Genomic DNA, 21,428 nt, shown 5'->3' with positions numbered 1-21,428 from the left:
AATTGAGGCTTCCCATTGCTGGTATTCACGTCACTGATGACAGGCCCGACGACATCGATGATGCGGCGCGATGCATCAGATCGGTCAGCCAGCGGATACCGGGATCCTGGTCTCGGTAGGCATGCCACTGGATACGCTCTTCGAGCAGCGGCATGTCGAAGGGGAGCGGGTGGATGTCGATGGCGACATGATCGCGGTAGCGTAGTGCCAGATGCTTGTGCACGGTCGCCACTCGCTCACTGCCGCTGATGAGCTGAGGGAGCGAGGCGAAGGTGTAGCTGGTCAGCGCGATGTCTCGATGGATGCCACGCTGTGCCAGCCACTGCTGCTCGAACGTTGCCCCACCTCTCGTTGGCACCATCTGTACATGGCGTGACTCGGTGTAGCGCTCCATGGTCATGAGCCTGCCGTGGTGACGGCTATGGGCGCAGGTGATGCAGACATACTCTTCGCTGAACAGATGCTCGCTGGGGTGATCGGCAGAAGTCAGCGCTCCGGGGGCTATCAGCACGTCGGCCTCACCCTTTTCGATGGCTCGGTAGGGAGACTCGATCTGTGGCAGGAGCTGGAAGCGGATGCTAGAAGACTCGTTGTCGGCCAGTTCAAGCACCTTCGGCATCAGGGTCGACATGGTGAAGTCCGACAGGATGATGCGGAAATCGCGCGTCGACTGGCTGGGATCGAAGGTGAGATCGGTGGCGACTGTTGCCTCGATACGAACCAGAATATCGCGTACCGAGTGCTTGATGGCTTGCGCGCGAGGCGTCAGTTCCATCCGTCGACCGACCTGGACCAGCAAGGGGTCGTCGAAGTAGCTCCTGAGCCGAGTGAGGGCGTTCGACATCGCTGACTGGGTCAGATTCATGCGTTCGGCCGCCCGGCTCACGGACTTGAGCGTCAGCATGTGATCGAGTGCCACCAGCAGATTGAGATCCAACTTATTGAAGTGCATGGCGTGTCACGGAAGTCGTTATCGTAATTATGTGAATCATTTATGCCTCGGATAGCAAAGCTCTGTGAAATGGATTTCATGAATGAATTAATGGATATCATGAATGGGTGAGTTAGCAGTCATTCATTCACATGATCCATTGGTCTAATCACGCGGAACCATTTTTCACGTGCCGCCATTCCCTCTAGCGTTACCTCATCGAGACAATGGATGCTCGGCATCCCATAACATCAACAACTCAGCCGACGAGGCAGCTATGCGAATCATGGGACCCGACGAGGTCGTGTTTGGCGTCGACGATGTCGAAGCGTCGAGAACCTTCCTGGTGGATTTCGGACTGGAGGAACAGCGGCAAGCTGACGGCAGCCTGCGTTTCGCCGCGCTGGATGGCACCGCCATCCGCATTCATCATCGAGAGGCGCAGGGGCTACCCGCTCCGCTGCCGACCGCCAACAGCCTGCGCCAGACGGTATGGGGCGTGGAGGATCAGGCGGCGCTGGACACCATCGCCGAGGAGCTCTCGCGAGACCGCGAGGTGCGTGCCCTGCCGGGGGGCGGAATTGGCTGCCAGGACGACGCGGGCTTCGAGATTGCCTTCCAGGTCACGGTACGGCGCCAGCTCGACCTGCCGCCCGAACGGATCAACTCGCCAGGCGCGGCACCGGGGCGGGGCGCCAATCAGATCGGCGCCGACGAGACGGCCCCGGCGTTACCGAGGACGCTGTCTCACGTGGTGTACTTCACCCCGGACATGGAGCGTATGCAGCGTTTCTACATCGACCGGCTGGGCTTCGTGGTCACCGATCACTTCACCAACACCGGCCCGTTCCTGCGCCCCCAAGCCAACGACGATCACCATGTGCTGTTCCTGCTGCAGACGCCGGATTACATGCAGGGGCTGGAGCACGTGGCGTTCCATATGCAGGGGCCATCCGAACTGATGTTGGCCGGTACCCGCATGATCAACAAGGGCTACGAAAGCTTCTGGGGGCCGGGCAAGCACAAGTTCGGCTCCAACTGGTTCTGGTACTTCAACTCGCCAATGGGTGTGCATGTCGAGTACGACGCCGACATGGACAAGCACGACGAGCGCTGGACGGCGCGTGAAGCCCCTTCCAACGCCGAGACGTCCCAGCTATTCCTGTTCCAGAGCACGCCCAAATGGGCTCCGATGGGAGGTCCGCCTCCAGGCAATAGGAAATGAAGTCGATGGCGCCACGCTGGCAGCATCTCGCCAGGCTGGACGAGATCCCCGTCGGAGAATCGAAGGGGTTCGATCTGCACGGCGAAGGACGGGACAGCTTATTCGTGGTCCGGACGGGTGAAGCCTCCGTGGTGGCCTATCAGAATGCGTGCCCGCATGTGGCGGGGGCACGCATGGCCTGGAAGAAGGACCGATTCATGAGTAGCGATGGTCGACATATTACCTGCTTCGGCCACGGTGCCCTGTTCCGGCCGGAAGACGGGTTCTGCGTGTCGGGGCCATGCCAGGGGCAGTATCTAGCCACGGTGGAGATCGCCATCCGAGAGGGGGAGCTCCACCTGCGCCTGGACGAATTGGCTAACTAGGCATGAATTTCTAAAGAATTAGAGGCTGAGGGCAGGTATGTTGCAAGAAAGTCTGGATTTTGATGACGACTCTTCGCTTTTGGCCGTAAGGTGGCGATCTTGGGTGACCTCGCCGTTGTAGATAAACGGTCGGAGAATCGCTGCGTTAGATCAATAGTCTCGGTGATCGGCCGTACACGAGAGAATACCAAAGGTACATAGCCTTAAATTTTCGGTGGATGTGGCAGCGGCCCAGTAACTGGGCCCGGGCCGCTCTCTCCGAGTAATGAATTCAGGCAGTGGTCTTAGTGTTCAGCCAAACAGCGCCATATCGAGTGAAGGGCTTGGGAATGTCGATGGACTCCTGTAGGTCGTCCGCCGCGCTGCGTACCCAAAAGGGATCCCTTAGCATCTGGCGTCCGATGAAGACCAAGTCGGCCCTGCCATTCTGCAGTATTTCCTCGGCTTGACGCCCATTCTGAATGAGGCCGACCGCGCCAGTGGCGATGTCCAGGTGCTTGCGCAGCATTTCCGCTGCGGGTACCTGGTAGTTCGGATAGGACTCGACTTTCACCATCTTGATCCCCCCCGAACTGCAGTCGATCAGGTCTACACCTTGTTCCTTCATCCAGCGGCCGTACTCGAGGAAGGCTTCGGGAGTATTCCCGCCCGCGGCATGATCGGTACTGGAAATGCGCACGAAGAGAGGGCGCTCTCCCCAATACTTCTTCACCTCGTCGATGACTTCCCGCACGATTCGGTACCGGCGTTGAGCATCGCCGCCATATTCGTCATCACGGGTATTGGCCAGTGGCGACAGGAACTCGTTGAGTAGATAACCGTGGGCCGTGTGGATTTCCAGTATGTCGAATCCGGCTTCGACAGCGCGTTTTGCGGCCTGGCCGAACGCTTCCACGATCCTGGCGATCTCGTCGGGTTCCAGCGCATGGGGAACAGGGGACTCCTCGGTGAAAGGAATGGCGGAGGGAGCGACCCGAGTGACATTGGGCAGGTCCGCGTTGCGGCCAGCATGACCTATCTGCGCGCCGACCTTGGCTCCAAAGCCGTGCAGTAGCGCCACCAGCTCTTTCAGCCCGGCGACATGGGCATCACTCCAGATGCCGAGATCGCCTTTTCCAATGCGAGCATCGGCTTCCACCGCAAGCGTCTCCGGGAAAACGAGTCCGACCTGCCCCTGGGCTCGAGCACCGTAATGCACGCGATGCCAATCCGTGACAAAGCCATCTTCTTCCGCGCTGTGCATGCACATCGGCGACATGACCACGCGGTTGCGCAGTTTGAGACCTTTGAATTCGAACGGGGATAGCAACAAGCTCATATCGAGACTCCATGGGTTTAGCGTGGAATCGATGCTAATCTCTGCACGTGATTTTTGTAAGTACGCACAGTTTTGTATGGTAGGCACATTTTTTATACCTGGGAGAAGATATGAAGCTTGGCATTCCTCACGGCGAGGCGGAGGCATTTGCTTGCCCCGTGACCTTTACGGTCGATGTGATAGGGGGAAAGTGGAAGGCGCTGATTCTCTTTCACCTGATGTCGGAGACTCGGCGCTTCAATCAGCTTCGGCGGCTGATGCCCGAGATAACCCAGCGCATGCTGACGCTACAGCTTCGCGAGCTGGAGGCGGATGACATCATTCACCGGGAGGTCTACCGGGAAGTACCGCCCAAGGTGGAGTACTCGCTGGCACCTCTCGGAGAGACGCTGGTGCCTCTGATCACCGCCATGCGCGACTGGGGGGCGGCGCATGAAGAAGTTGAGGGGAGTGCGCGATGAACGTTAACTTGAAACTCATGCACACCTTTGCACGCGTGGCTCAATTGCGTAGCTTCAGTCGTGCGGCGGAGGAGTTGGGCCGTACCCCCTCCGCAATCAGTATGCAGATCGCCGAACTCGAGGGGCAGATGGGCCTTAAACTCCTCGAGCGCACCACTCGGAGTGTCACCACGACACCCGATGGAACCTTTCTGTTGGAGCGGGTCCAGGACTCCATTAGGCGACTCGAGGAGGGGATTCTCGAGACACACGAATCCGCCGAGCGCAGGCGAGGGAGGGTGGCCTTCGGCTGCGCCCCTACGGTTTCGGCCAATCTGCTCGCCGCAGTGCTAGCGGAGTTCCGCCAGCGTTTTCCGCAGGTTTCCATCCATATCAGGGAGGTGACCTCAAGCGATCTTCTGGCCGCCGTGCGCGATCGCGAGATCGATTTCGGCGTCACTCCCTTCGTGCAGGCCAGGTCTGACATGGCCTTCCGGCGACTGCTCCGCGAACCGCTCGTCGCGCTGGCCTCCAGCGAGCATTTTCGGGATCTGCCCGAGGCCTTGACGCTGGAACAGCTGGCCCGCCTGCCGCTGCTGGTGATGCAAGGCATGCCTATCATCACCCTGCATGATGGCAGGGAGTCGCAGATGCTGCTGACCGAGTATCTGAAGGGCGCTCGCCGGCCCCTCCATATCGCCTGCAGCGTCAGGCAGGCCGCGACGCTGGTGGATCTCGCCGAGTCTGGCCTGGGCATCGGAATCGTGCCGAGGCTGGCGGTACCGCCGGAGATGCCACCGGGTATGCGTATGCTCAAGCTCGTCGAGCCTCGGGTCGTCAGGGACATCGGGATCGCGACACTCAAGGAGGAAATCCTGAGCGAGCCGTCAACGGCTCTGGCCGAGATATTCGAGAAACGGCTCAACCCCGGCGACGTCAAGGGGGGCTCGCAAGGCCGGTGAAGCGACCATCGAGTTGGCATCCCGATGGCTGATGCCACCAGGCGACTGGAAGTATTTCCGCTTTTGCCTTTTCCGCCCGGCTCGCGGGCAGGCTTCGAGGCGTTATCAGGTTTTCTGATCAATCTTTAAGATTAATCAGATTGTTGTAATGCTCACCCCCGTTTAAGTTTCGTCCAGTGGCCGGGTCGCCCACGGGTTACCTGGCGGTATTCCAGCCGCCTGCCACGACGCCAGCTCGATATACATGATGGAGGGGCGCTGCCAACGCACCGTTGGTTCTGCCTTGCCAATAACAAGGATAACTGTGGGGGGCGTAATGCCGATACTCAGATGGATACCGATTGCTGTCTTATCCCTGTGGGCGACAGCCGCCACGGCGCAGAATGTCGTCATGGCTCACACCTTGTCATCCACGTCTCACTACGGGCTGGGTGTCAAGGCCTTCGCTGAAAAACTGAACGAACTGTCGAACGGCAAGTACCAGGTCACCGAGGCACCTGCGGGGCAGCTTGGTGGCGAGCGCGATTTGATCGAAGGCTTGCAGATCGGCTCCGTCGACCTCGCCATCGTGGCGTCTGCTCCTCTGGCCAATTTCGTGCCTGAAATCTCGATTTTCGATCTGCCTTTTCTGTTCAAGGACTACGAGCATGCCAGAACCGTACTCGATGGTGAGATCGGCGACGAGCTGCTCAAGAAAGTCGACGGGCATGGTTTGCATGCGCTGGCCTGGTCTGAGAACGGCTTTCGTAATCTGACCAACTCGAAGCATGCCGTTTCCGAGCCTGCGGATCTGGTGGGTCTTAAGATTCGCACCATGGAAAATCGGCTGCAGATGGCGGCCTTTGCCGGTATGGGGGCGTCGCCCACGCCGATGGCGTTCAACGAGCTCATCCCGGCGCTACAGCAAGGCGTGGTCGATGGACAGGAGAATCCTCTTACCGTCATTACCTCTTCACGTATGTGGGAGGTACAGAAATACTTCTCTGCGACGCGGCATGTCTATTCGCCCGCCATCATTCTCGCTTCTCCTTCACTCTACGACGGCCTCTCCGACGAGGAAAAGCACTGGTTTCGGGAAGCCGCCCAGGCCTCAGTGGCGGCCACTCGGGCGGAGGTCACGCGGCTGGAGGCTGCGGGCGTAGAGATGTTGAAAACGCATGGCATGACGGTGACCACCAATATCGACCGGGCTGCCTTCGCCAAGGCCGCCGAAGCGGCTTCTTACGAGCTCTATACCGATCCGTTCGGTACCGAGCTGATCGACCAGATCAAAGCTGCCGAGTAATCGCGGCCGGCGGCGGGGATAGGGTGCGTGGTGGTGACAGTAAACCGGCCCCCACGCGCCCGCCGACGTGCACCAACCCATCGATGGTAGCGTTATCCATGAACCTGATACTATCTATCGAAGCTATAACCTCGAAAATCGCGACCCGGGCGGCGGTGTCTTTCCTCGCGCTCGCCACGGGGCTGACGATCTACCAGGTCGTCACTCGATTCGCCTTTGGCGATCCCTCTTCCTGGTCCGAGGCGGCGGCTCGTACGTCCATCATTTGGGCCGTCTTTCTCGGCGTCTCCGCCACCATCCGCAGCGGCAGCATGATCGCCGTGGACGTGGTGCAGCGCGCCCTCCCGCAACGCCATGCCCGCCTCATCGCCAACCTCACGCGGCTTCTGAGTCTGATCTTTTTCAGTGTGCTGGTCGTCTACGGGGCAATGCTGATTGATCGCGTCTCATCACAGTTGTTGTCGTCGCTGAACGTCTCGATCGGGTGGGCCTATGCCGCAATTCCCGTCGGTTCGGGCTTTGCGGTCATCTCGCTGATCGCCGAGTTGGTGCGATCAAACGCTCCCCAGGCGTCGCGGGACGCAGCCGCTGGTGGTGAGGAGAGGCAGTCATGAATATCGCGCTCTTAGCATCGTTGCTGGTCCTGCTCCTCGCCAGCGTGCCCATCGCCGTTTCCATCGGCATGGCGTCGATAGTTGGCATACTGGTCTATGGCAATCTACCGCTGCTCATCGTTCCCCAGCGTCTGTTCGCGGGTCTGGACAGCTTTCCGCTGATGGCGGTTCCGCTGTTCATTCTGGCAGGCAATCTGATGGCCCAGGGTGGCATATCGCTGCGACTGGTCAATCTTGCCAAGGCGCTGGTGGGCGGCTTCCAAGGCGGTTTGGGTGCCGCCTGTGTCATCACCTGCTTGATGTTCGCAGCCGTCTCCGGTTCCTCGGTGGCGACGACGTTCGCGATCGGTGCCATCTTGATTCCGGCCATGGTGAAGAATGGATATCCGACGCCGATGGCTGCCTCGATCCAAGCGACATCGGCAGAGCTCGGAGTCCTCATACCACCTTCGATTCCGCTGATCCTGTTCGGGGTGGCGACGGAGACCTCGGTGGGGCAGCTCTTCATCGGGGGCTTCGGTCCGGGAATCCTGATTTCCCTGGCGCTGCTGCTGACGGTCTACACGCTCTGCCGATTGCGCGGTGTGGGGATCGACGACGGCGCGGACCGGCTTTCGCTCGGCCGGGCATTGCTGGCCGCCGTGCCGGCGCTGGCGGTTCCCGTGGTCATCCTCGGCGGGATCTACAGCGGCATCTTCACGCCGACCGAAGCGTCCGCCGTCGCCGTCGCTGCCGCCTTGGTGGTCGGCCGATTCGTCTACCGCGACTTGAACCTGGGTGATGTGCCAACCATTCTGCGTGCGACGGTCATTTCCACTACCTCGATCATGCTGATCATCTCGGCGGCGGCGCTGTTTTCTTTCCTGATCGCCAGGTCGGGGCTGACCTCGCATATCGCCGAGCTGTTCTATGGCGCCTTCGACTCGAAGCTAACCTTCCTGCTAGCGATCAACTTATTGCTGCTGGTAGTAGGGATGTTCGTCGAAACGTCTGCGGCCATTTTGATTCTCGCGCCCATTCTGACGCCGGTGGCGGTGGCTTACGGTGTGGATCCCGTGCATTTCGGGCTGATAGTGGTCGTCAACCTGGCACTCGGGATGGTCACGCCGCCGCTCGGTGTCAATCTCTTTGCCGCCTGCGCCGTCGCCAAGATACCAGTCGATAAGATTATTTCGCAGCTGGTTTGGTTCGTGATGGCGGTATTTATCAGCCTGATGGTCATTACCTACGTGCCGGCTATCACCCTGACCCCGGTTGAATGGTTTACCGGGACGCCCTGACCTTCGCCTGCGGCGGTTTGGCCGGACGTTGTGCCGGAATAATGGGATGAAGTTTGCAATTCGCCATATTAGAGAGATTGCGTAATGAAGAAGATTGGCATTATTGGTGTCGGATTAATGGGCCACGGAATTGCCAAGAATATTGTCGAGAAAGGCTGGGATCTACACTTTCTTGACCAGCAAGGCAACCAGCCGACCGTCGACTTAATCGAGAGAGGCGCCACTCCCTGGCCCAATGCGACCGATGTGGCAGCCATTTGCGATGTATTGGTCCTATGCGTAACTGGCACACCTCAGGTTGAGGATGTGCTTGTGGGGAGCGGTGGCGCACTGGCTTCGCTGAAGTCCGGCGCGATCGTAGTCGATTGTTCAACAGCGATTCCGAGCTCGACACGAGTGCTGGCCGATAGGGTCAAGGAGGAAGGCTGTGAATTTGTCGACGCCGCAATGACGAGAACTCCGAAAGAGGCTGAGGAGGGGCGGCTCAACCTTCTGGTTGGGGGAGAGACAACGGTCATACAGCGTATTCGACCGCTGCTGGAGAGTTTCTCGGAAAACATCTTCGTTGCTGGGGGCGTCGGCAGCGGCCACCAGTTGAAACTGGTTCACAACATGGTCTCGCTGGGCTCCGTTACCTTGATCGCGGAGGTGGCCGCTTGCGCCATAAAGGATGGTATGGATGTGGAAGCCATGGTGGATTGTTTGAGAAAAGGTGGGGCCGGGGGCGCGGCACTAGAGCGGGTCGCGCCCTACATCCTAGAAGGTAATGCCGACCTGCTGCGTTTCACCATCCAAAATGCCCACAAAGATGCCGACTACTACGACCAAATGGCCGAGGAGTCTGGTGCGTCTCGCCTGGTGGCCCGGGCTATTCGCGAGACCCTGGGAGCGCTAGTCGAGCGTGGTGATGGAGGCGCCTTCATGCCTGAGCAAGTGGCCCTGCTTCAGAAGGCGCCGCTTAAAAAGCCTTAAAACGAGTCGACATCCGGCGTGCCTGCACCGTAAGCAGGCGCGTGAGGAAGCGTTTACGAAGACTGTTAAGAAATTTCAAACAGTTTATAAGAATATCAAGTTTGTTTGAAATATGGCGACGCCATAACATCGCTATGCAAGGCGTTTTACCTTGGCGCATGCGTTGCCGTCAGCGGCTTGAGAGGGAAAACGAGATGACCGAAACCTATATCGCGTGTGAAGTCAGCGGCCAAATTGCAACGATTACGTTGCAGAACCCGCCGCTCAACCTCTTCAAGATTGAGATGACCGGACAGCTCGAGGCCGTTCTTGAGAAGCTGCGCCAAGACGACAGCGTGCGTGCAATCGTGCTGACCGGTTCTGGCAAGGCGTTTTGTGCCGGCTCCGATATCGCCGAATTCGAGCACTTTCATCGGCCCGGGCAGGTCATCGAGCGCAAATTGCGCCGCCAGAACGCGGTATTCCAGAAACTGGATACCTTTCCCAAACCGGTAGTAGCTGCCATTCACGGCCTCGCCTTTGGTGGCGGCCTGGAAATCGCCCTGTGTTGCGATCTCATCGTTGCCGAAAGCGACAGCCGATTCGCGCTGCCCGAGATGCGTCTGGGGGTGTTCCCTAGCAGCGGCGGGCCATACCGGGCTGTGCGTCGGATCGGAGAAGGCCGGACCAAGCAACTGATCTTTCTGACGGAATCGGTGGATGCCGATACTGCACTGCAGTGGGGGTTGATCGACCGTATTGCCGCCAAGGGAGAGTCGCTGGAAGCCGGGCTGGCGCTGGCGGCAGAGATGGCTAAGCGCCCGGCGCTGGCGTTCGCGTTGTGCAAGCCGCTGATCGACGAGGCCACCCGGTTGTCCTTACCGGAGCTAATCGCGCGATCGCTGGAGTCCAGTGACGCCGTGTTTACCTCCGCCGACTGCCGGGAGGGCGTGCGCGCTTTCTTCGCCAAGGAAACACCCGATTTCAGCTCTACCCAAAACACGCCGGAGGCCTCATGAAGCCGCTTGAAGGATTGAAGATCGTGACTGTCGAGCATTTTGCCGCCGGACCTTACGGATCGATGTTGCTGGCCGATCTGGGGGCAACGGTGATCAAGGTGGAAAACGTCAAGACCGGCGGCGACCCGGCAAGGCGTCTTGGGCCGCACTTCCTGGGCAATAACGACAGCCTGGTCTTCCAGGGTTGGAATACCTGCAAGCAGAGCTTGGCCCTGGATCTCAAAGACCCGGAAGACCGTCGGGCCTTCGAGAGCGTGGTTCGTACCGCCGATGCGGTTATGAACAACCTGCGCGGCGACCAGCCGGGCAGGATCGGACTCGATTACGCCAGCCTCAAGCACCTGAACCCGGAACTGGTCTGCCTGCATATCTCCGCTTACGGCCGCAACAATTCGCGCGCCGCCTGGCCTGGCTACGACTACCTGATGCAAGCGGAGGCCGGGCTGATGCACTTGACTGGTGACCCCAGCGCCGACCCAACCCGTTTCGGCGTGTCGATCATCGACTTTATGACCGGCACGCTCGGCGTCACTGGGCTCCTCGCTGGGGTGCTCAAGGCCCGTACGTCAGGTGAGGGCAGTGACGTCGACGTCAGCCTGTTCGATGTTGCACTGCATCAGCTCGGATACGTTGGAACCTGGTATCTCAACGAGGGGGTTGAGTCCAATCGGGTGCCCCGCGGCTCCCACATGTCCGTTTCGCCGGTGCAGACGTTCACCTCCGCCGACGGCTGGATCTACGTGATGTGCATGACCGAGCAATTCTGGCAGCTCATGCTGGAGAAACTGGACCGCCAGGATCTGGCCGAGGACTCGCGTTTCGCCGATCAGAACCTGCGCTCCCGCCATCGTGACGAGTTGACTCCGATTCTTGACCAGGAGTTTGCCAGTCAGCCCACCAAGCACTGGCTCAAGGTCTTCGAGGGCATCCTGCCGATCGCACCGATCTACACGGTGAAAGAAGCGCTGGACAATCCGTTCGTTCAGGAGGTCGAGATGATTTCCGAGGTCCCACATTCTTCACGTCCGGACATGCGCTTGCTGGCCAGCCCGTTGCGCTTCAATGGCCAGCGGCCAAGGCAGCGGGCGGGCAGCGCCTTCGGTGCCGACAATGCCGGCCTCCTGAGCGTCGATGCGCGAAAGGTGAATGGCTGAGCGGAATGACATTCGACCGCTGCCGTCGTCCGGCAGCGGCCACCAGGATATCAAAAGGAGTCACACATGAACGACATGACCTCAATGGACGGGCTGCGCATCCCCGAGCCGTTGAACCTGATCTCAGGAGAGTGGGTGCCCTCGCGAAGCGGCCGGCTGATGCCCGTCGTCTCCCCAATCGACGGGGAACAGTTCGCGCAGATCGCCGACAGCGATTCCGAGGACATCGAATCTGCGGTGGCCTCAGCGAGAGCGGCGTTCACCGAAGGCCCCTGGGCGAAGCTGTCGGCGGCGGAACGCGGGCGACTGCTGGCTCGGCTCGCCGCGCGGATTCTCGAAGAGGCGGAGCCGTTGGCGCGGCTGGAGACCAGAGACAACGGCAAGCCGATCAAGCAGTCGCGCGCCGACATGACGATCCTGGCGCGTTACTTCGAGTTCTATGGCGGGGCGGCGGACAAGTTCCATGGCGAACTCATCCCCTTTCTGGAGGGGTACGACGTCGCGATGTACCGCGAGCCCCATGGCATCGTGGGTGTCATCCTGCCTTGGAACTATCCGGCCCAGCAGATCGGGCGCTCGGTGGCGCCGGCGCTGGCCATGGGTAATACCGTGGTGCTCAAGCCCTCGGAAGATGCCTGCCTGAGCGGCCTTCGCATCGCCCAGCTGGCGATAGAGGTCGGTTTCCCCGCGGGGGTATTCAACGTCGTGACGGGCCGTGGAGAGATCGTCGGCAAGGCGCTATCCGAGCATCGCGGCGTCGACTTCCTCTCGTTCACCGGCTCGCCGGAGGTTGGCACCTTGGTGCAGATCGCGGCGGCTAGGAACTATGTGGGCTGTACTCTGGAGCTTGGGGGTAAATCTCCCCAGCTGGTGTTCGAGGACGCGGATCTATCGGTAGCGCTCCCGGTGCTCGTCAATGCCCTGGTTCAGAATGCGGGGCAAACCTGTTCGGCGGGCAGTCGCGTGCTGGTGCAGCGCTCGATCTACGATCGTGTTGTGGAGGAACTGAAAACGCGCTTCGAGGCGATAGAGGTCGGACCTTCCGACGAGTCGGTAATCATGGGGCCCCTCATCTCTGCCAAGCAGAAGCAGCGGGTCGAACGTTACATCGCCGAGGCCGACGCACCGGTGATCGCCCGGGGGCGGATCGGCTCGGCGGCGCCGGCGGAGGGTTTCTATGTCGCACCGGTAGTGTTCGGGCCGTGCGATCCGGCTTCTACCATCGCTCAGGAGGAGGTCTTCGGGCCGGTCCTCTGTGTCATCCCCTTTGATGACGAGGAAGAGGCGATCACCATCGCCAATGGCACCGACTACGGCCTGGTGGCTGCGCTCTGGACCCGTGACGGTGCACGCCAGAAGCGAGTCGCCAAGGCGCTCCACTGTGGTCAGGTGTTCATCAACAACTATGGTGCTGCAGGGGGCGTCGAGTTGCCTTTCGGCGGCGTGCGGAAATCGGGCCATGGGCGCGAGAAAGGATTTGTCGCCCTGCAGGAGTTTTCGAGAATCAAGACGGTCGTCAACCACTACGGGTGACGGTGTATCCGGCAAGTCGATGGCCAGTGGCCGGGCGAAGCTGGAATGACGCATAGAGGAGAAAGACCATGAAAGTCGCCATCGTGGGGGCCGGTGCGGTCGGCTGCTATTACGGCGCCATGCTGGCGCTGGCCGGGCACCAGGTCGTGCTGTTGGGACGTGCGGCCCTCGTCGAGGCGGTGGCCCGCAACGGTCTGATCCTGGAGAAGCACGGCGAGCGCCGGGTCGCCTCGGCAGAGGCCAGCAGCGACCCGGCGGCAATCGCGGGGGCCGAACTGGCGATGGTCTGCGTGAAGTCCGGCGACACCGAGCGCGCCGGGCGGGAAATGGCTCCGCATCTGAGTCCGTCCTGCATCGTGCTCAGCCTGCAGAATGGTGTCTCCAATGCCGGAACGCTGGAGGCACTTCTCGGCCGGCCTGTGATGCCGGTTGTGGTCTATGTGGCCAGCCGCATGAACGGGGCCGGCGTGGTGCACCACGAAGGGCGTGGGGAGCTGGAGCTGTCCGGAGAGCGAGCGGACGAGGTGGCGGGCATTCTTAACGCGGCCGGAGTCGAGACTCAAGTCAGCGAAGACGCCATGGCGTCTCTGTGGGCCAAGTTGGTGGTGAACTGTGCCATCAACCCGCTTTCGGCTATTACCCGCATGCCCTACGGCCGGATGGTGGAGCAGGACGGCATACCGCAACTGATGGAAGAGATCGCCGGCGAGGCGATCGCCGTCGCTCAGGCGGAGGGCATTGTCGTGCCGGATGGGGTATTTGATGCTATTCGCGCTATTCCTACGTCGATGGCCGGGCAGTACTCGTCGACAGCCCAGGACCTGATGAACGGCAAGCCCACGGAGATCGATTTCCTCAACGGGGAGGTCGTCGTGCGCGCCGCCCGGCATGATATCGCTGTCCCCCTCAACCGCACCCTGACGCTGCTGGTTAAGAGTGCGGAGCGGTTCGGCGTCAATGACCTGAAAGGAAACGTGGAACGATGAAGCTACAGCATATCGCTGCCTTCTCCGCCGAGGGGCGTGGTGGCAATCCGGCGGGGGTAGTCCTGTGCGACGACCTGCCCGCCGCCGAGCGGATGCAGGCACTGGCTGCAGAGGTCGGTTACTCGGAGACGGTATTCGCCGCTCCCACCGGTAATGGCTGGCGGGTGCGCTACTTCGCGCCCGGCGTCGAGGTCGATTTCTGTGGTCACGCCACGATCGCGCTGGGTGCCGCGCTCGCCCGGCAACAGGGGCCGGGGCTGTTTCCGCTCGAACTCAACAAGGCCAATATCACAGTCGAGGGCCATCTTTCGGCAACGCGGTGGGGAGCCTCCCTGCAGTCGCCGTCAACCCGCAGCGGCCCGGCGTCGGCGCTGCTTCTCGAGGAGGCGCTGGCGCTCTTCGGGCTGAGCCCGGACGATCTCGACCCGAGGATACCCGCGGCGATCGCCCATGGCGGCGGCGACCATCTGATCCTGGCGCTGAACTCTCGGGAGCGGTTGCGGGCGATGCAGTATGACCTCGATCAGGGGCGCGTACTGGCCGCCCGCGAGGGGCTCGTTACCTTCAACTTGGTCTATGCCGATACCGCACGTCACTTCCACGCCCGTAATCCGTTCCCGTTCGGTGGCGTCTACGAGGACCCGGCCACCGGGGCGGCGGCGGCCGCACTGGCCGGCTACCTGCGCGATCTCGACTGGCCGCACGAGGGCGCCATCGTCATTCGTCAGGGGGAGGACATGGGCGTGCCTTCCTGCCTGGAAGCCGGCATCCCGCCAGAGCGGGGTGCCAGCATTCGCGTCTCCGGAGACACTCGCGTGCTCCGCGAGCCATCCATCATCGATAGCAAGGAGTGAACATGACACCGGAACAGAAACTGGATTCGTTGGGACTCGTTCTGCCAGCAGCCCCCGAACCGTTGGCGCAGTACCGCCCGGTCAAACAGGTGGGCGACATGTTGTACCTGTCCGGTCAGGTCCCCCGCAATGCCGATGGCACACTCGTCACCGGCCGGATGGGCCAGGACACCTCGATCGACGACGGGTATGCGGCGGCGCGCAACGTCGGCCTTCAGCTGCTGGCGGTTGCCAAGTCGGTGGTCGACGACTTGGCGCGCATCGAGATCGTCAAGGTGACCGGCATGGTCAACGCCGATCCTAATTTCCGTGATCATGCCAAGGTGATCAATGGCTGCTCGGATCTGTTCACCGAGGTCCTGGGCGAGGCCGGTTTCCATGCCCGCTCGGCTGTCGGTATGGGGTCGCTGCCGCTGGGCGTGGTCGTCGAAATCGAGGCCATCATCGCCATCAGGTCGTAGATCGCCAACAGCAGTAGAAGAGACGATGCGTTCCTTTCAAGACAATAATAACGGAGATGTCACATGCTCGATCTGCTCAACGAGTTGCTTTGGGGCAAACTGCTGCTGGTGCTATTGGTCGCCGTCGGCATCGGCTTTACTGTCGCCTCTCGCGGCGTCCAGTTTCGCTACTTCGGTCGAATGTTTCGCGTGCTCGGCTCGGGCCAGGCCTTTAAGCGCGAACAGAACGGACACCTCAGCTCCTTCCAGGCGCTGGTGCTGTCCGTCGCCGGCCGCGTCGGCGGCGGCAACATCGCTGGTGTCGCGGTGGCGATTACCTTGGGCGGGCCAGGGGCTATCTTCTGGATGTGGCTGGTCGGCCTGATGGGCATGGCCACCAGTTTCCTGGAGTGCACCCTCGCCCAGACCTACAAGCAAGCCGAGGGTGACGGCACCTACCGCGGCGGGCCGGCGTACTACATCACCCGAGGGCTCGGTCGGCGCTGGAAGTGGCTAGCAAACGTCTATGCTGTGCTGCTGCTGCTCACGTTTGGCCTCGCCTTCACCGGGGTGCAGTCCTACGCTGCGGCCACCTCCCTGGCAGACGCCTTCGGCTTTCCGGTCCTGGCCTCAGGCATCACGCTCGCCGTGATCGTCGGACTGATCATCTTTGGTGGTATCAAGCGCATCGTCCGTATCTCCGACGTAGTGGTGCCGGTGATGGCTGTGGGCTACCTGCTGGTGACGCTGGTCGTGCTCGTTATGAACGTCGACAAGCTGCCCGGCGTGATCGCACTGATCTTCCATAGCGCCTTCGGTCTCGAATCGGCGGTGGGCGGCGGCATCGGTGCTGCCATCATGATGGGGCTCAAGCGGGGGCTCTTCTCCAACGAGGCGGGGCTGGGCAGTGCTCCCAACGTGGCCGCGGTGGCCTATGTCCCCCACCCGGTCAACCAGGGCATCGTGCAGGCCTTCTCGGTCTTCATCGACACCCTGCTTATCTGTTCCTGTACCGCCTTTCTGATCCTTCTCAGTGGGGTCTATGCCCCCGGCATGGACAGCGATCTGAGTGTCGTGGCCCTTACCCAGGCGGCGATGGCCGAGCATGTCGGCGCCTGGGGCAGGTCATTCGTTAGCATTTCGCTGCTGTTGTTCGTCTTCAGCTCAATTCTCTACAACTATTATCTAGGCGAGAACAGTCTGTATTACTTCAGCCCCAACAATCGCTTGCTGACGACGCTCTATCGGGGGTTCGTGGTGATACTGGTGGGCTGGAGTGCAACTCGCGACCTGAGTTCGGTATTCGGCTTCGCCGACGTGACCATGGGGCTGCTAGCGGTCGCCAACCTTGTCGCTCTGATTTTGCTGTTCAAGCCTGGCCTGGCCATCCTCAGGGATTATGACGACCAGGTACGAAAGGGCATCGACCAGCCAATATTCGATGTCAGGAAACACCCTAGACTCGATCTGGATCCGACATCCTGGGAAATGGAGGCAGGCAACACCGGCATCGGCCAGCAGGATTTGAAGAGGGGCTCGGCACTTACCGATCGTTGAGTCATTGCGCGAGGTCGCCCCCGATAGCCCGTCAGACAGGCCATTGCCGGCCAATGGCGGTGGGGCGAAAACATCATCACGGAGAGAGGAATACCATGTCTTATCAATGCGTCAAACGTCTCGGGCTCGTCGTCAAAAAGTCCGGCATGTCACAGGAGGCGTTCGAGAAACACTGGCTAACCGTGCATGCGGATCTTTGCAAGCAGTTGCCCGGCATGTTGCGTTATTCGGTGAACCTTGTTAGCCGCGAACAGTTTCCCGAGTTCGGTTACGACGGTTTTTCTGAACTCTGGTTCCGCTCCGAAGAAGCGTTGAACGCGTCGCTCGCCAGCCCCGAGGGCAAGACCTTGCTGGCGGACCTGCCGAACTTTACGGAAACCATCTACCCCATACTAAGCCACGAATATCAGCATATTTGGTCCGGCCAGTGACAGGGCGCGCCTACGTGACGAACTGGGTTGGTTCCCATTATCGAAATAGTTGATCGCATGACTTGATTTTTCTGAGTCGAGTTTTCTCCCGTCGGTGTGTCTCTCGGGTCGGCGTCAATCGCGCTCTCAATGGGAAATTGCCGGCTTAGCCGGCGGGAGTTTTTTAATAATATCGAGCAGCTCTGAAAGTTGGCCCTAGATAGCGGAGCTTAATACCTAGATTCTTCGGCCAATGCTTGACAAAAGGAGTGACTATGCAAGGCTCATCCTCATCCCGTCCTTTGGACGGCATCACGGTCGTCAGCCTGGAGCATGCCATCGCGGCTCCTTTCTGTACTCGTCAATTGGCCGACCTTGGTGCTCGAGTAATCAAGGTGGAAAGACCCGAAGTCGGCGACTTTGCTCGCGGCTACGACGAGCGCGTCGAGGGACTGGCGTCACATTTCGTTTGGACGAATCGCTCCAAGGAAAGTCTGACGCTGAACGTCAAGGCCGATGAAGCCGACGATATCATGCAGCGGCTGCTTCAGGACGCCGATGTACTGGTCCAGAATCTTGCGCCTGGTGCCTCTGCCCGGCTGGGCCTGTCGTTCGAGGCCCTCCACGAACGCTTTCCGCGGCTGATCGTCTGTGACATTTCAGGGTACGGTGGTGATGGCCCCTACCGGGACAAGAAGGCATACGATCTGCTGATCCAGAGCGAGGCTGGTTTCCTATCCACTACGGGGTTTCCCGGTGAGGGTGGCATGGCTAAAGCGGGGTGTTCTATCGCCGATATAGCGGCCGGCATGTACGCCTACACTAATGTCCTCTCCGCACTGATCCATCGAGAGCGGAGTGGTGTGGGCAGCCACATTGATGTCTCTATGCTGGAGAGCTTAGCCGAATGGATGAGCTATCCGATGTACTACGCCTATAACGGCGCCCAGCCCCCAGCACGCGCTGGCGCCTCCCACTCGACGATTTATCCCTATGGCCCCTTCCCGGCGGGGGATGGAGAGACGGTGATCCTGGGATTACAGAATGAGCGCGAGTGGCAGGCCTTCTGTGAGGTCGTGCTGCAGGATGTGTCACTGGCCGGCGATGCACGCTTTTCCAGCAATGCCAAGCGCTCGGCCAATCGTGAGGAACTGCGCGCGCTAATCTGCACGACCTTCGCGGCACTTAGTGCCGAGCAGGTCATCGCTCGACTTGATCAAGCCAAAATCGCCAATGCCCACGTCAACGACATGCATGGCGTGTGGCAGCACCCGCAGCTCGAGGCCCGCCACCGCTGGGTCGAGGTGCCCTCCGCAGCAGGCCCATTGCCGGCGCTACTTCCCCCTGGTCGCAATAATGCCTATACGCCGCAGATGGGCGGAGTTCCTTCTTTGGGCGAGCACAGCGTGAAGTTGTTGAGGGAGCTAGGTTTCTGTAATGAGGTGATAAACGACTTTGAATCCCGTGGTGTGATTTGATAAGCCATGAGACTGCACCACCCTCGGGTTGTATGTTTTTCAAAGCCTAGCGCCAAGGGGGTTGATGAGGGTCTACGAGCCGTGCCTGCTTTGTCAAGATGTTTGATTTAGAAATTAAAGAGAGAGGCTTTTTGTTGTGAAATTGTTCGTCCCATTTGTCTTTCACAACTACATTTTCTATCAGCTTTAGGTCTGTGGGACGCCATAAGCAGAATTCGAATATCCAGGCTTAGAACAAGATTTTGAAAGTTAAGATGGAGTGTTTGACTGGGGGGGCAGGCCGTCGTGTACTCTACCAAAGAGTCAGCTAGGGCCGCATTAATCCACGATGATGCTAACGAGTAGCTATTGCGGCGTCCTTGTTGCAAGGTGATACCTGATCTCTAGTATATGGTGCGGGAACTGTTTCTATAACCGGTCCAGGGCAATCCAACACCTGGCGAGGTTGCTCAATCAGGCTTGATTTGAGGGTTCGAAATGTACTGCTAATAAGGTATTTTCTTGAATTCTTGGTCAGTTTGGTGAGCCTTGTGGTCAGCATCTAATAGCCTGTTTGATGCGTCTTGAAGGGTTTCTCCATTACACAGGTTACCGACGCTGCTCGTATGTCTGCGATGGTTTGTTAGAGCTGGGGGCGTCCCCTATCTAAACTGCTAGCTTTAATTGTTGGTTGCCTCCATGTTGTTTGGATCGTAAATATTACTTGCAGCTGCACCTGTGGGGATTGTTTCTACGTCTTTGTAGGAATGTGATCTGATCGACGAAGTCACCAATGACCAATGAGCTAGAGCGAGGCGGCTTGATGGTTTTAATTGAACAGAGAAATCTGAAAGGCATTGTTGTGCTGTGCTAGAGTTCGGTAATTCTTTTTAGTGGCAGAGGCAGGCGGAAAATCCTGAAGGTTAATATTCTAATAAAAATAAATAGTTTATTTCTGATTTTCATGGCGGTGTCGTTATAAAAAGTATGGTTTTTCAGGCGTGTGCGGATAAATAGGTAAGTCTATACGATTCGTGAAATTGATGATTGATATATATTGTCTTGTGCCGAAGTGGTCTGCAATCACTATGCGCGCTTATTCATAAATGATGATCTGTCTCCAGGCAGGCTAAGAATTTTAAAGTTTGTCGATTACTTAGAGGGCCTCTGTGATTCAATAAATATTTCGCTCGGGGTCTACCGTTGCAAATGTTTATGAGGTGTGGAGTGGCTATCATCGATAAAAGTCATGCTTTTATAAGAATAAAATTCGCCATAATAAACAGAGAAGGCGGTGTATAATAGAGCCTTTTTTTCAAAAAAAATCTCGCACAATCAAATACTTAAGTTCAGTATCGTTGCTGTGATTTTTCCTCCGATAATTCGCTCGACTGCACGGCTATCACCCGGAGTCGTGTTAATCGAAAATCGAGAGGAGAGCGATAATGGTCGTTACGTTAGATGTCATCCAGACCGCGGGCGTCGCGGCGGTGGTCTATTTTTTCGGAATGTCGGTGAAGCATCGTGTGGTGGTACTTCGACGCTTTTTCATTCCGGCACCGGTCATCGGCGGGCTTGTCGTCAGCGTGCTGTTGTTTGCGATGTCCCAAGGGGGCGGGGTCGAGGTGCATTTCGACAAGACCCTGCAGAATTTTTTCATGAACCTGTTCTTCACCTGCGTGGGGTTCACGGTGAGTGCCGCGTTGATTCGCTCCAGTGGCCGGCAGGGCGCGCTGCTCGCCGTCATCGCGGTGGCTTTTCTGGTGATCCAGAACCTCGTTGGCGTGGGATTGAGCCGATTTCTGGGCATCAATGAGTTGCTGGGCGTCGCCATGGGCTCCATCTCGATGTCCGGTGGTGTCGGTTCGGGCGCAGCGTTCGGGCCCACGCTGGAAGCCGCCGGTGCAGCTGGCGCGACGACGGTCGGCATCGCCGCGGCGACCTTCGGGTTGCTGATGGGCAGTCTCATCGGTGGCCCCGTTGCCAAACGCCTGATCGATCGGCATGGCCTGCGCTCGGAGGGAAAGGAGCGCCATTCCGCCCGGCCGGTGGAGGTGCCGGCACCATTGACCGGCACTGGGCTTTTCCGCTCGACCCTAGTCATTCTGATCGCCGCCGCCATCGGGACCGTGATTTCCTGGCTGCTCAATTTTACCGGGATCCAGTTCCCTTATTACGTCGGTTGCCTGTTCGGCGGCGCGCTGGTACGCAACCTCGCCGATACCGGCAAGTTTCCTCTGCGCATGCCCGAGATCGATGTGATCGGCGACATTGCGCTCAACCTCTTTCTGTCGATCACGCTCATGAGCCTCAATATCGCGGCGTTGATCGGGCTGGCGCTACCTATGGTGCTCATTCTGCTGACGCAGATGACGGTTATGGCGCTCTACGCCTATGTCGTCACCTTCCGCTGCATGGGACGTGACTACGATGCGGCCGTGATGGCGGCGGGGCATTGCGGTGTGGGACTGGGCCAGACACCCAACGCGCTGGCGAACATGTCCGCGGTCATCGAGGATCGTGGGCCCGCCCCACGGGCCTGGTTCGTATTGCCGATCATCACCGTGGTGTTCATCAACATCTTCAATCCACTGATCATTACGCTGTTCATCAACCTGTTCGCGTGACAGTGCGAGCAACATATTCT

Annotated in this window: 20 protein-coding genes; 18 read left to right on the top strand and 2 right to left on the bottom strand. The window is 59.3% G+C overall.

The genetic code is table 11. The features are described from left to right. Window positions 1–25 precede the first annotated feature (25 nt). Window positions 26–952: a LysR family transcriptional regulator gene (locus DOM66_RS04865; RefSeq protein ID WP_110674224.1), complete on the bottom strand. Its 927-nt coding sequence runs from the start codon at window positions 950–952 to the stop codon at window positions 26–28. 256 nt (window positions 953–1,208) lie between these two features. Here DOM66_RS04865 and DOM66_RS04860 point away from each other — a divergent pair, with 256 nt between their 5' ends. Next, entirely contained in the window at window positions 1,209–2,156 is a 948-nt protein-coding gene (locus DOM66_RS04860) for a VOC family protein (protein ID WP_110689412.1), read from the top strand. A 5-nt stretch (window positions 2,157–2,161) separates the two neighbouring features. Further along, a complete protein-coding gene (locus tag DOM66_RS04855) occupies window positions 2,162–2,521 on the top strand; it encodes a Rieske (2Fe-2S) protein (protein WP_198651707.1) in 360 nt (119 codons plus the stop codon). A 271-nt stretch (window positions 2,522–2,792) separates the two neighbouring features. On the opposite strand, the gene namA is transcribed toward DOM66_RS04855, so the two are convergent. Beyond that, window positions 2,793–3,839: an NADPH dehydrogenase NamA gene (gene namA, locus DOM66_RS04850; RefSeq protein WP_110689411.1), complete on the bottom strand. Its 1,047-nt coding sequence runs from the start codon at window positions 3,837–3,839 to the stop codon at window positions 2,793–2,795. 110 nt (window positions 3,840–3,949) lie between these two features. Between namA and DOM66_RS04845 the strand changes: the two genes are divergently transcribed. From DOM66_RS04845 to gltS, 16 genes are all read left to right on the top strand, one after another. Then, complete coding sequence (locus DOM66_RS04845) at window positions 3,950–4,300, top strand: winged helix-turn-helix transcriptional regulator (protein WP_110689410.1); 351 nt, start codon at window positions 3,950–3,952, stop codon at window positions 4,298–4,300. After that, window positions 4,297–5,241, top strand: coding sequence for a LysR family transcriptional regulator (locus tag DOM66_RS04840; RefSeq protein ID WP_110674219.1), 945 nt, complete (start codon window positions 4,297–4,299; stop codon window positions 5,239–5,241). Before DOM66_RS04845 ends, DOM66_RS04840 begins: the two co-directional genes overlap by 4 nt. 391 nt (window positions 5,242–5,632) lie before the next feature. Further along, a complete protein-coding gene (locus DOM66_RS04835) occupies window positions 5,633–6,526 on the top strand; it encodes a TRAP transporter substrate-binding protein (protein ID WP_245392355.1) in 894 nt (297 codons plus the stop codon). 98 nt (window positions 6,527–6,624) lie between these two features. Then, on the top strand, window positions 6,625–7,140 hold the full coding sequence (locus DOM66_RS04830) for a TRAP transporter small permease (RefSeq protein WP_157958777.1): 516 nt from the start codon (window positions 6,625–6,627) through the stop codon (window positions 7,138–7,140). Next, window positions 7,137–8,420 carry a TRAP transporter large permease gene (locus DOM66_RS04825; RefSeq protein ID WP_110689408.1) on the top strand — a complete coding sequence of 428 codons (1,284 nt, stop codon included), beginning with the start codon at window positions 7,137–7,139 and terminating at the stop codon, window positions 8,418–8,420. The genes DOM66_RS04830 and DOM66_RS04825 overlap by 4 nt, the downstream gene beginning before the upstream one ends. Before the next feature lie 84 nt (window positions 8,421–8,504). Then, window positions 8,505–9,392 carry an NAD(P)-dependent oxidoreductase gene (locus DOM66_RS04820; RefSeq protein WP_110674215.1) on the top strand — a complete coding sequence of 296 codons (888 nt, stop codon included), beginning with the start codon at window positions 8,505–8,507 and terminating at the stop codon, window positions 9,390–9,392. A gap of 194 nt (window positions 9,393–9,586) precedes the next feature. After that, on the top strand, window positions 9,587–10,390 hold the full coding sequence (locus DOM66_RS04815; protein WP_110674214.1) for an enoyl-CoA hydratase/isomerase family protein: 804 nt from the start codon (window positions 9,587–9,589) through the stop codon (window positions 10,388–10,390). After that, on the top strand, window positions 10,387–11,544 hold the full coding sequence (locus tag DOM66_RS04810) for a CaiB/BaiF CoA transferase family protein (RefSeq protein ID WP_110674213.1): 1,158 nt from the start codon (window positions 10,387–10,389) through the stop codon (window positions 11,542–11,544). The genes DOM66_RS04815 and DOM66_RS04810 overlap by 4 nt, the downstream gene beginning before the upstream one ends. A gap of 66 nt (window positions 11,545–11,610) precedes the next feature. Further along, window positions 11,611–13,077: an aldehyde dehydrogenase family protein gene (locus tag DOM66_RS04805; protein WP_232825116.1), complete on the top strand. Its 1,467-nt coding sequence runs from the start codon at window positions 11,611–11,613 to the stop codon at window positions 13,075–13,077. A gap of 68 nt (window positions 13,078–13,145) precedes the next feature. Then, window positions 13,146–14,063, top strand: coding sequence for a ketopantoate reductase family protein (locus tag DOM66_RS04800; RefSeq protein ID WP_110674212.1), 918 nt, complete (start codon window positions 13,146–13,148; stop codon window positions 14,061–14,063). Continuing rightward, complete coding sequence (locus DOM66_RS04795; protein WP_110689407.1) at window positions 14,060–14,917, top strand: PhzF family phenazine biosynthesis protein; 858 nt, start codon at window positions 14,060–14,062, stop codon at window positions 14,915–14,917. The genes DOM66_RS04800 and DOM66_RS04795 overlap by 4 nt, the downstream gene beginning before the upstream one ends. Before the next feature lie 2 nt (window positions 14,918–14,919). Beyond that, window positions 14,920–15,378, top strand: coding sequence for a RidA family protein (locus DOM66_RS04790; RefSeq protein WP_110674210.1), 459 nt, complete (start codon window positions 14,920–14,922; stop codon window positions 15,376–15,378). 63 nt (window positions 15,379–15,441) lie between these two features. Continuing rightward, the gene (locus tag DOM66_RS04785) at window positions 15,442–16,914 is read left to right on the top strand and encodes an alanine/glycine:cation symporter family protein (RefSeq protein WP_110674209.1); all 1,473 of its coding nucleotides are present in this window, start codon (window positions 15,442–15,444) and stop codon (window positions 16,912–16,914) included. 95 nt (window positions 16,915–17,009) lie between these two features. Continuing rightward, entirely contained in the window at window positions 17,010–17,345 is a 336-nt protein-coding gene (locus tag DOM66_RS04780; protein ID WP_110674208.1) for an EthD family reductase, read from the top strand. Window positions 17,346–17,599: 254 nt separating this feature from the next. Next, complete coding sequence (locus tag DOM66_RS04775; RefSeq protein ID WP_110689406.1) at window positions 17,600–18,802, top strand: CaiB/BaiF CoA transferase family protein; 1,203 nt, start codon at window positions 17,600–17,602, stop codon at window positions 18,800–18,802. A 1,424-nt stretch (window positions 18,803–20,226) separates the two neighbouring features. Beyond that, a complete protein-coding gene (gene gltS, locus DOM66_RS04770) occupies window positions 20,227–21,408 on the top strand; it encodes a sodium/glutamate symporter (RefSeq protein WP_110689405.1) in 1,182 nt (393 codons plus the stop codon). The last annotated feature ends 20 nt before the right edge of the window (window positions 21,409–21,428 follow it).

Source organism: Salinicola endophyticus (assembly GCF_003206575.1).
Lineage (GTDB): Bacteria > Pseudomonadota > Gammaproteobacteria > Pseudomonadales > Halomonadaceae > Salinicola > Salinicola endophyticus.
The sequence above is the reverse complement of the archived record's forward strand: the minus strand, read 5'-3'. Positions and strand labels throughout refer to the sequence as shown.

Bases quoted from the DNA above. Each gene is read 5' to 3' on its own strand.
- DOM66_RS04865 (WP_110674224.1), bottom strand. From the start codon at position 952: ATGCACTTCAATAAGTTGGATCTCAATCTGCTGGTGGCACTCGATCAC.
- DOM66_RS04860 (WP_110689412.1), top strand. From the start codon at position 1,209: ATGCGAATCATGGGACCCGACGAGGTCGTGTTTGGCGTCGACGATGTC.
- DOM66_RS04855 (WP_198651707.1), top strand. From the start codon at position 2,162: ATGGCGCCACGCTGGCAGCATCTCGCCAGGCTGGACGAGATCCCCGTC.
- namA (WP_110689411.1), bottom strand. From the start codon at position 3,839: ATGAGCTTGTTGCTATCCCCGTTCGAATTCAAAGGTCTCAAACTGCGC.
- DOM66_RS04845 (WP_110689410.1), top strand. From the start codon at position 3,950: ATGAAGCTTGGCATTCCTCACGGCGAGGCGGAGGCATTTGCTTGCCCC.
- DOM66_RS04840 (WP_110674219.1), top strand. From the start codon at position 4,297: ATGAACGTTAACTTGAAACTCATGCACACCTTTGCACGCGTGGCTCAA.
- DOM66_RS04835 (WP_245392355.1), top strand. From the start codon at position 5,633: ATGGCTCACACCTTGTCATCCACGTCTCACTACGGGCTGGGTGTCAAG.
- DOM66_RS04830 (WP_157958777.1), top strand. From the start codon at position 6,625: ATGAACCTGATACTATCTATCGAAGCTATAACCTCGAAAATCGCGACC.
- DOM66_RS04825 (WP_110689408.1), top strand. From the start codon at position 7,137: ATGAATATCGCGCTCTTAGCATCGTTGCTGGTCCTGCTCCTCGCCAGC.
- DOM66_RS04820 (WP_110674215.1), top strand. From the start codon at position 8,505: ATGAAGAAGATTGGCATTATTGGTGTCGGATTAATGGGCCACGGAATT.
- DOM66_RS04815 (WP_110674214.1), top strand. From the start codon at position 9,587: ATGACCGAAACCTATATCGCGTGTGAAGTCAGCGGCCAAATTGCAACG.
- DOM66_RS04810 (WP_110674213.1), top strand. From the start codon at position 10,387: ATGAAGCCGCTTGAAGGATTGAAGATCGTGACTGTCGAGCATTTTGCC.
- DOM66_RS04805 (WP_232825116.1), top strand. From the start codon at position 11,611: ATGAACGACATGACCTCAATGGACGGGCTGCGCATCCCCGAGCCGTTG.
- DOM66_RS04800 (WP_110674212.1), top strand. From the start codon at position 13,146: ATGAAAGTCGCCATCGTGGGGGCCGGTGCGGTCGGCTGCTATTACGGC.
- DOM66_RS04795 (WP_110689407.1), top strand. From the start codon at position 14,060: ATGAAGCTACAGCATATCGCTGCCTTCTCCGCCGAGGGGCGTGGTGGC.
- DOM66_RS04790 (WP_110674210.1), top strand. From the start codon at position 14,920: ATGACACCGGAACAGAAACTGGATTCGTTGGGACTCGTTCTGCCAGCA.
- DOM66_RS04785 (WP_110674209.1), top strand. From the start codon at position 15,442: ATGCTCGATCTGCTCAACGAGTTGCTTTGGGGCAAACTGCTGCTGGTG.
- DOM66_RS04780 (WP_110674208.1), top strand. From the start codon at position 17,010: ATGTCTTATCAATGCGTCAAACGTCTCGGGCTCGTCGTCAAAAAGTCC.
- DOM66_RS04775 (WP_110689406.1), top strand. From the start codon at position 17,600: ATGCAAGGCTCATCCTCATCCCGTCCTTTGGACGGCATCACGGTCGTC.
- gltS (WP_110689405.1), top strand. From the start codon at position 20,227: ATGGTCGTTACGTTAGATGTCATCCAGACCGCGGGCGTCGCGGCGGTG.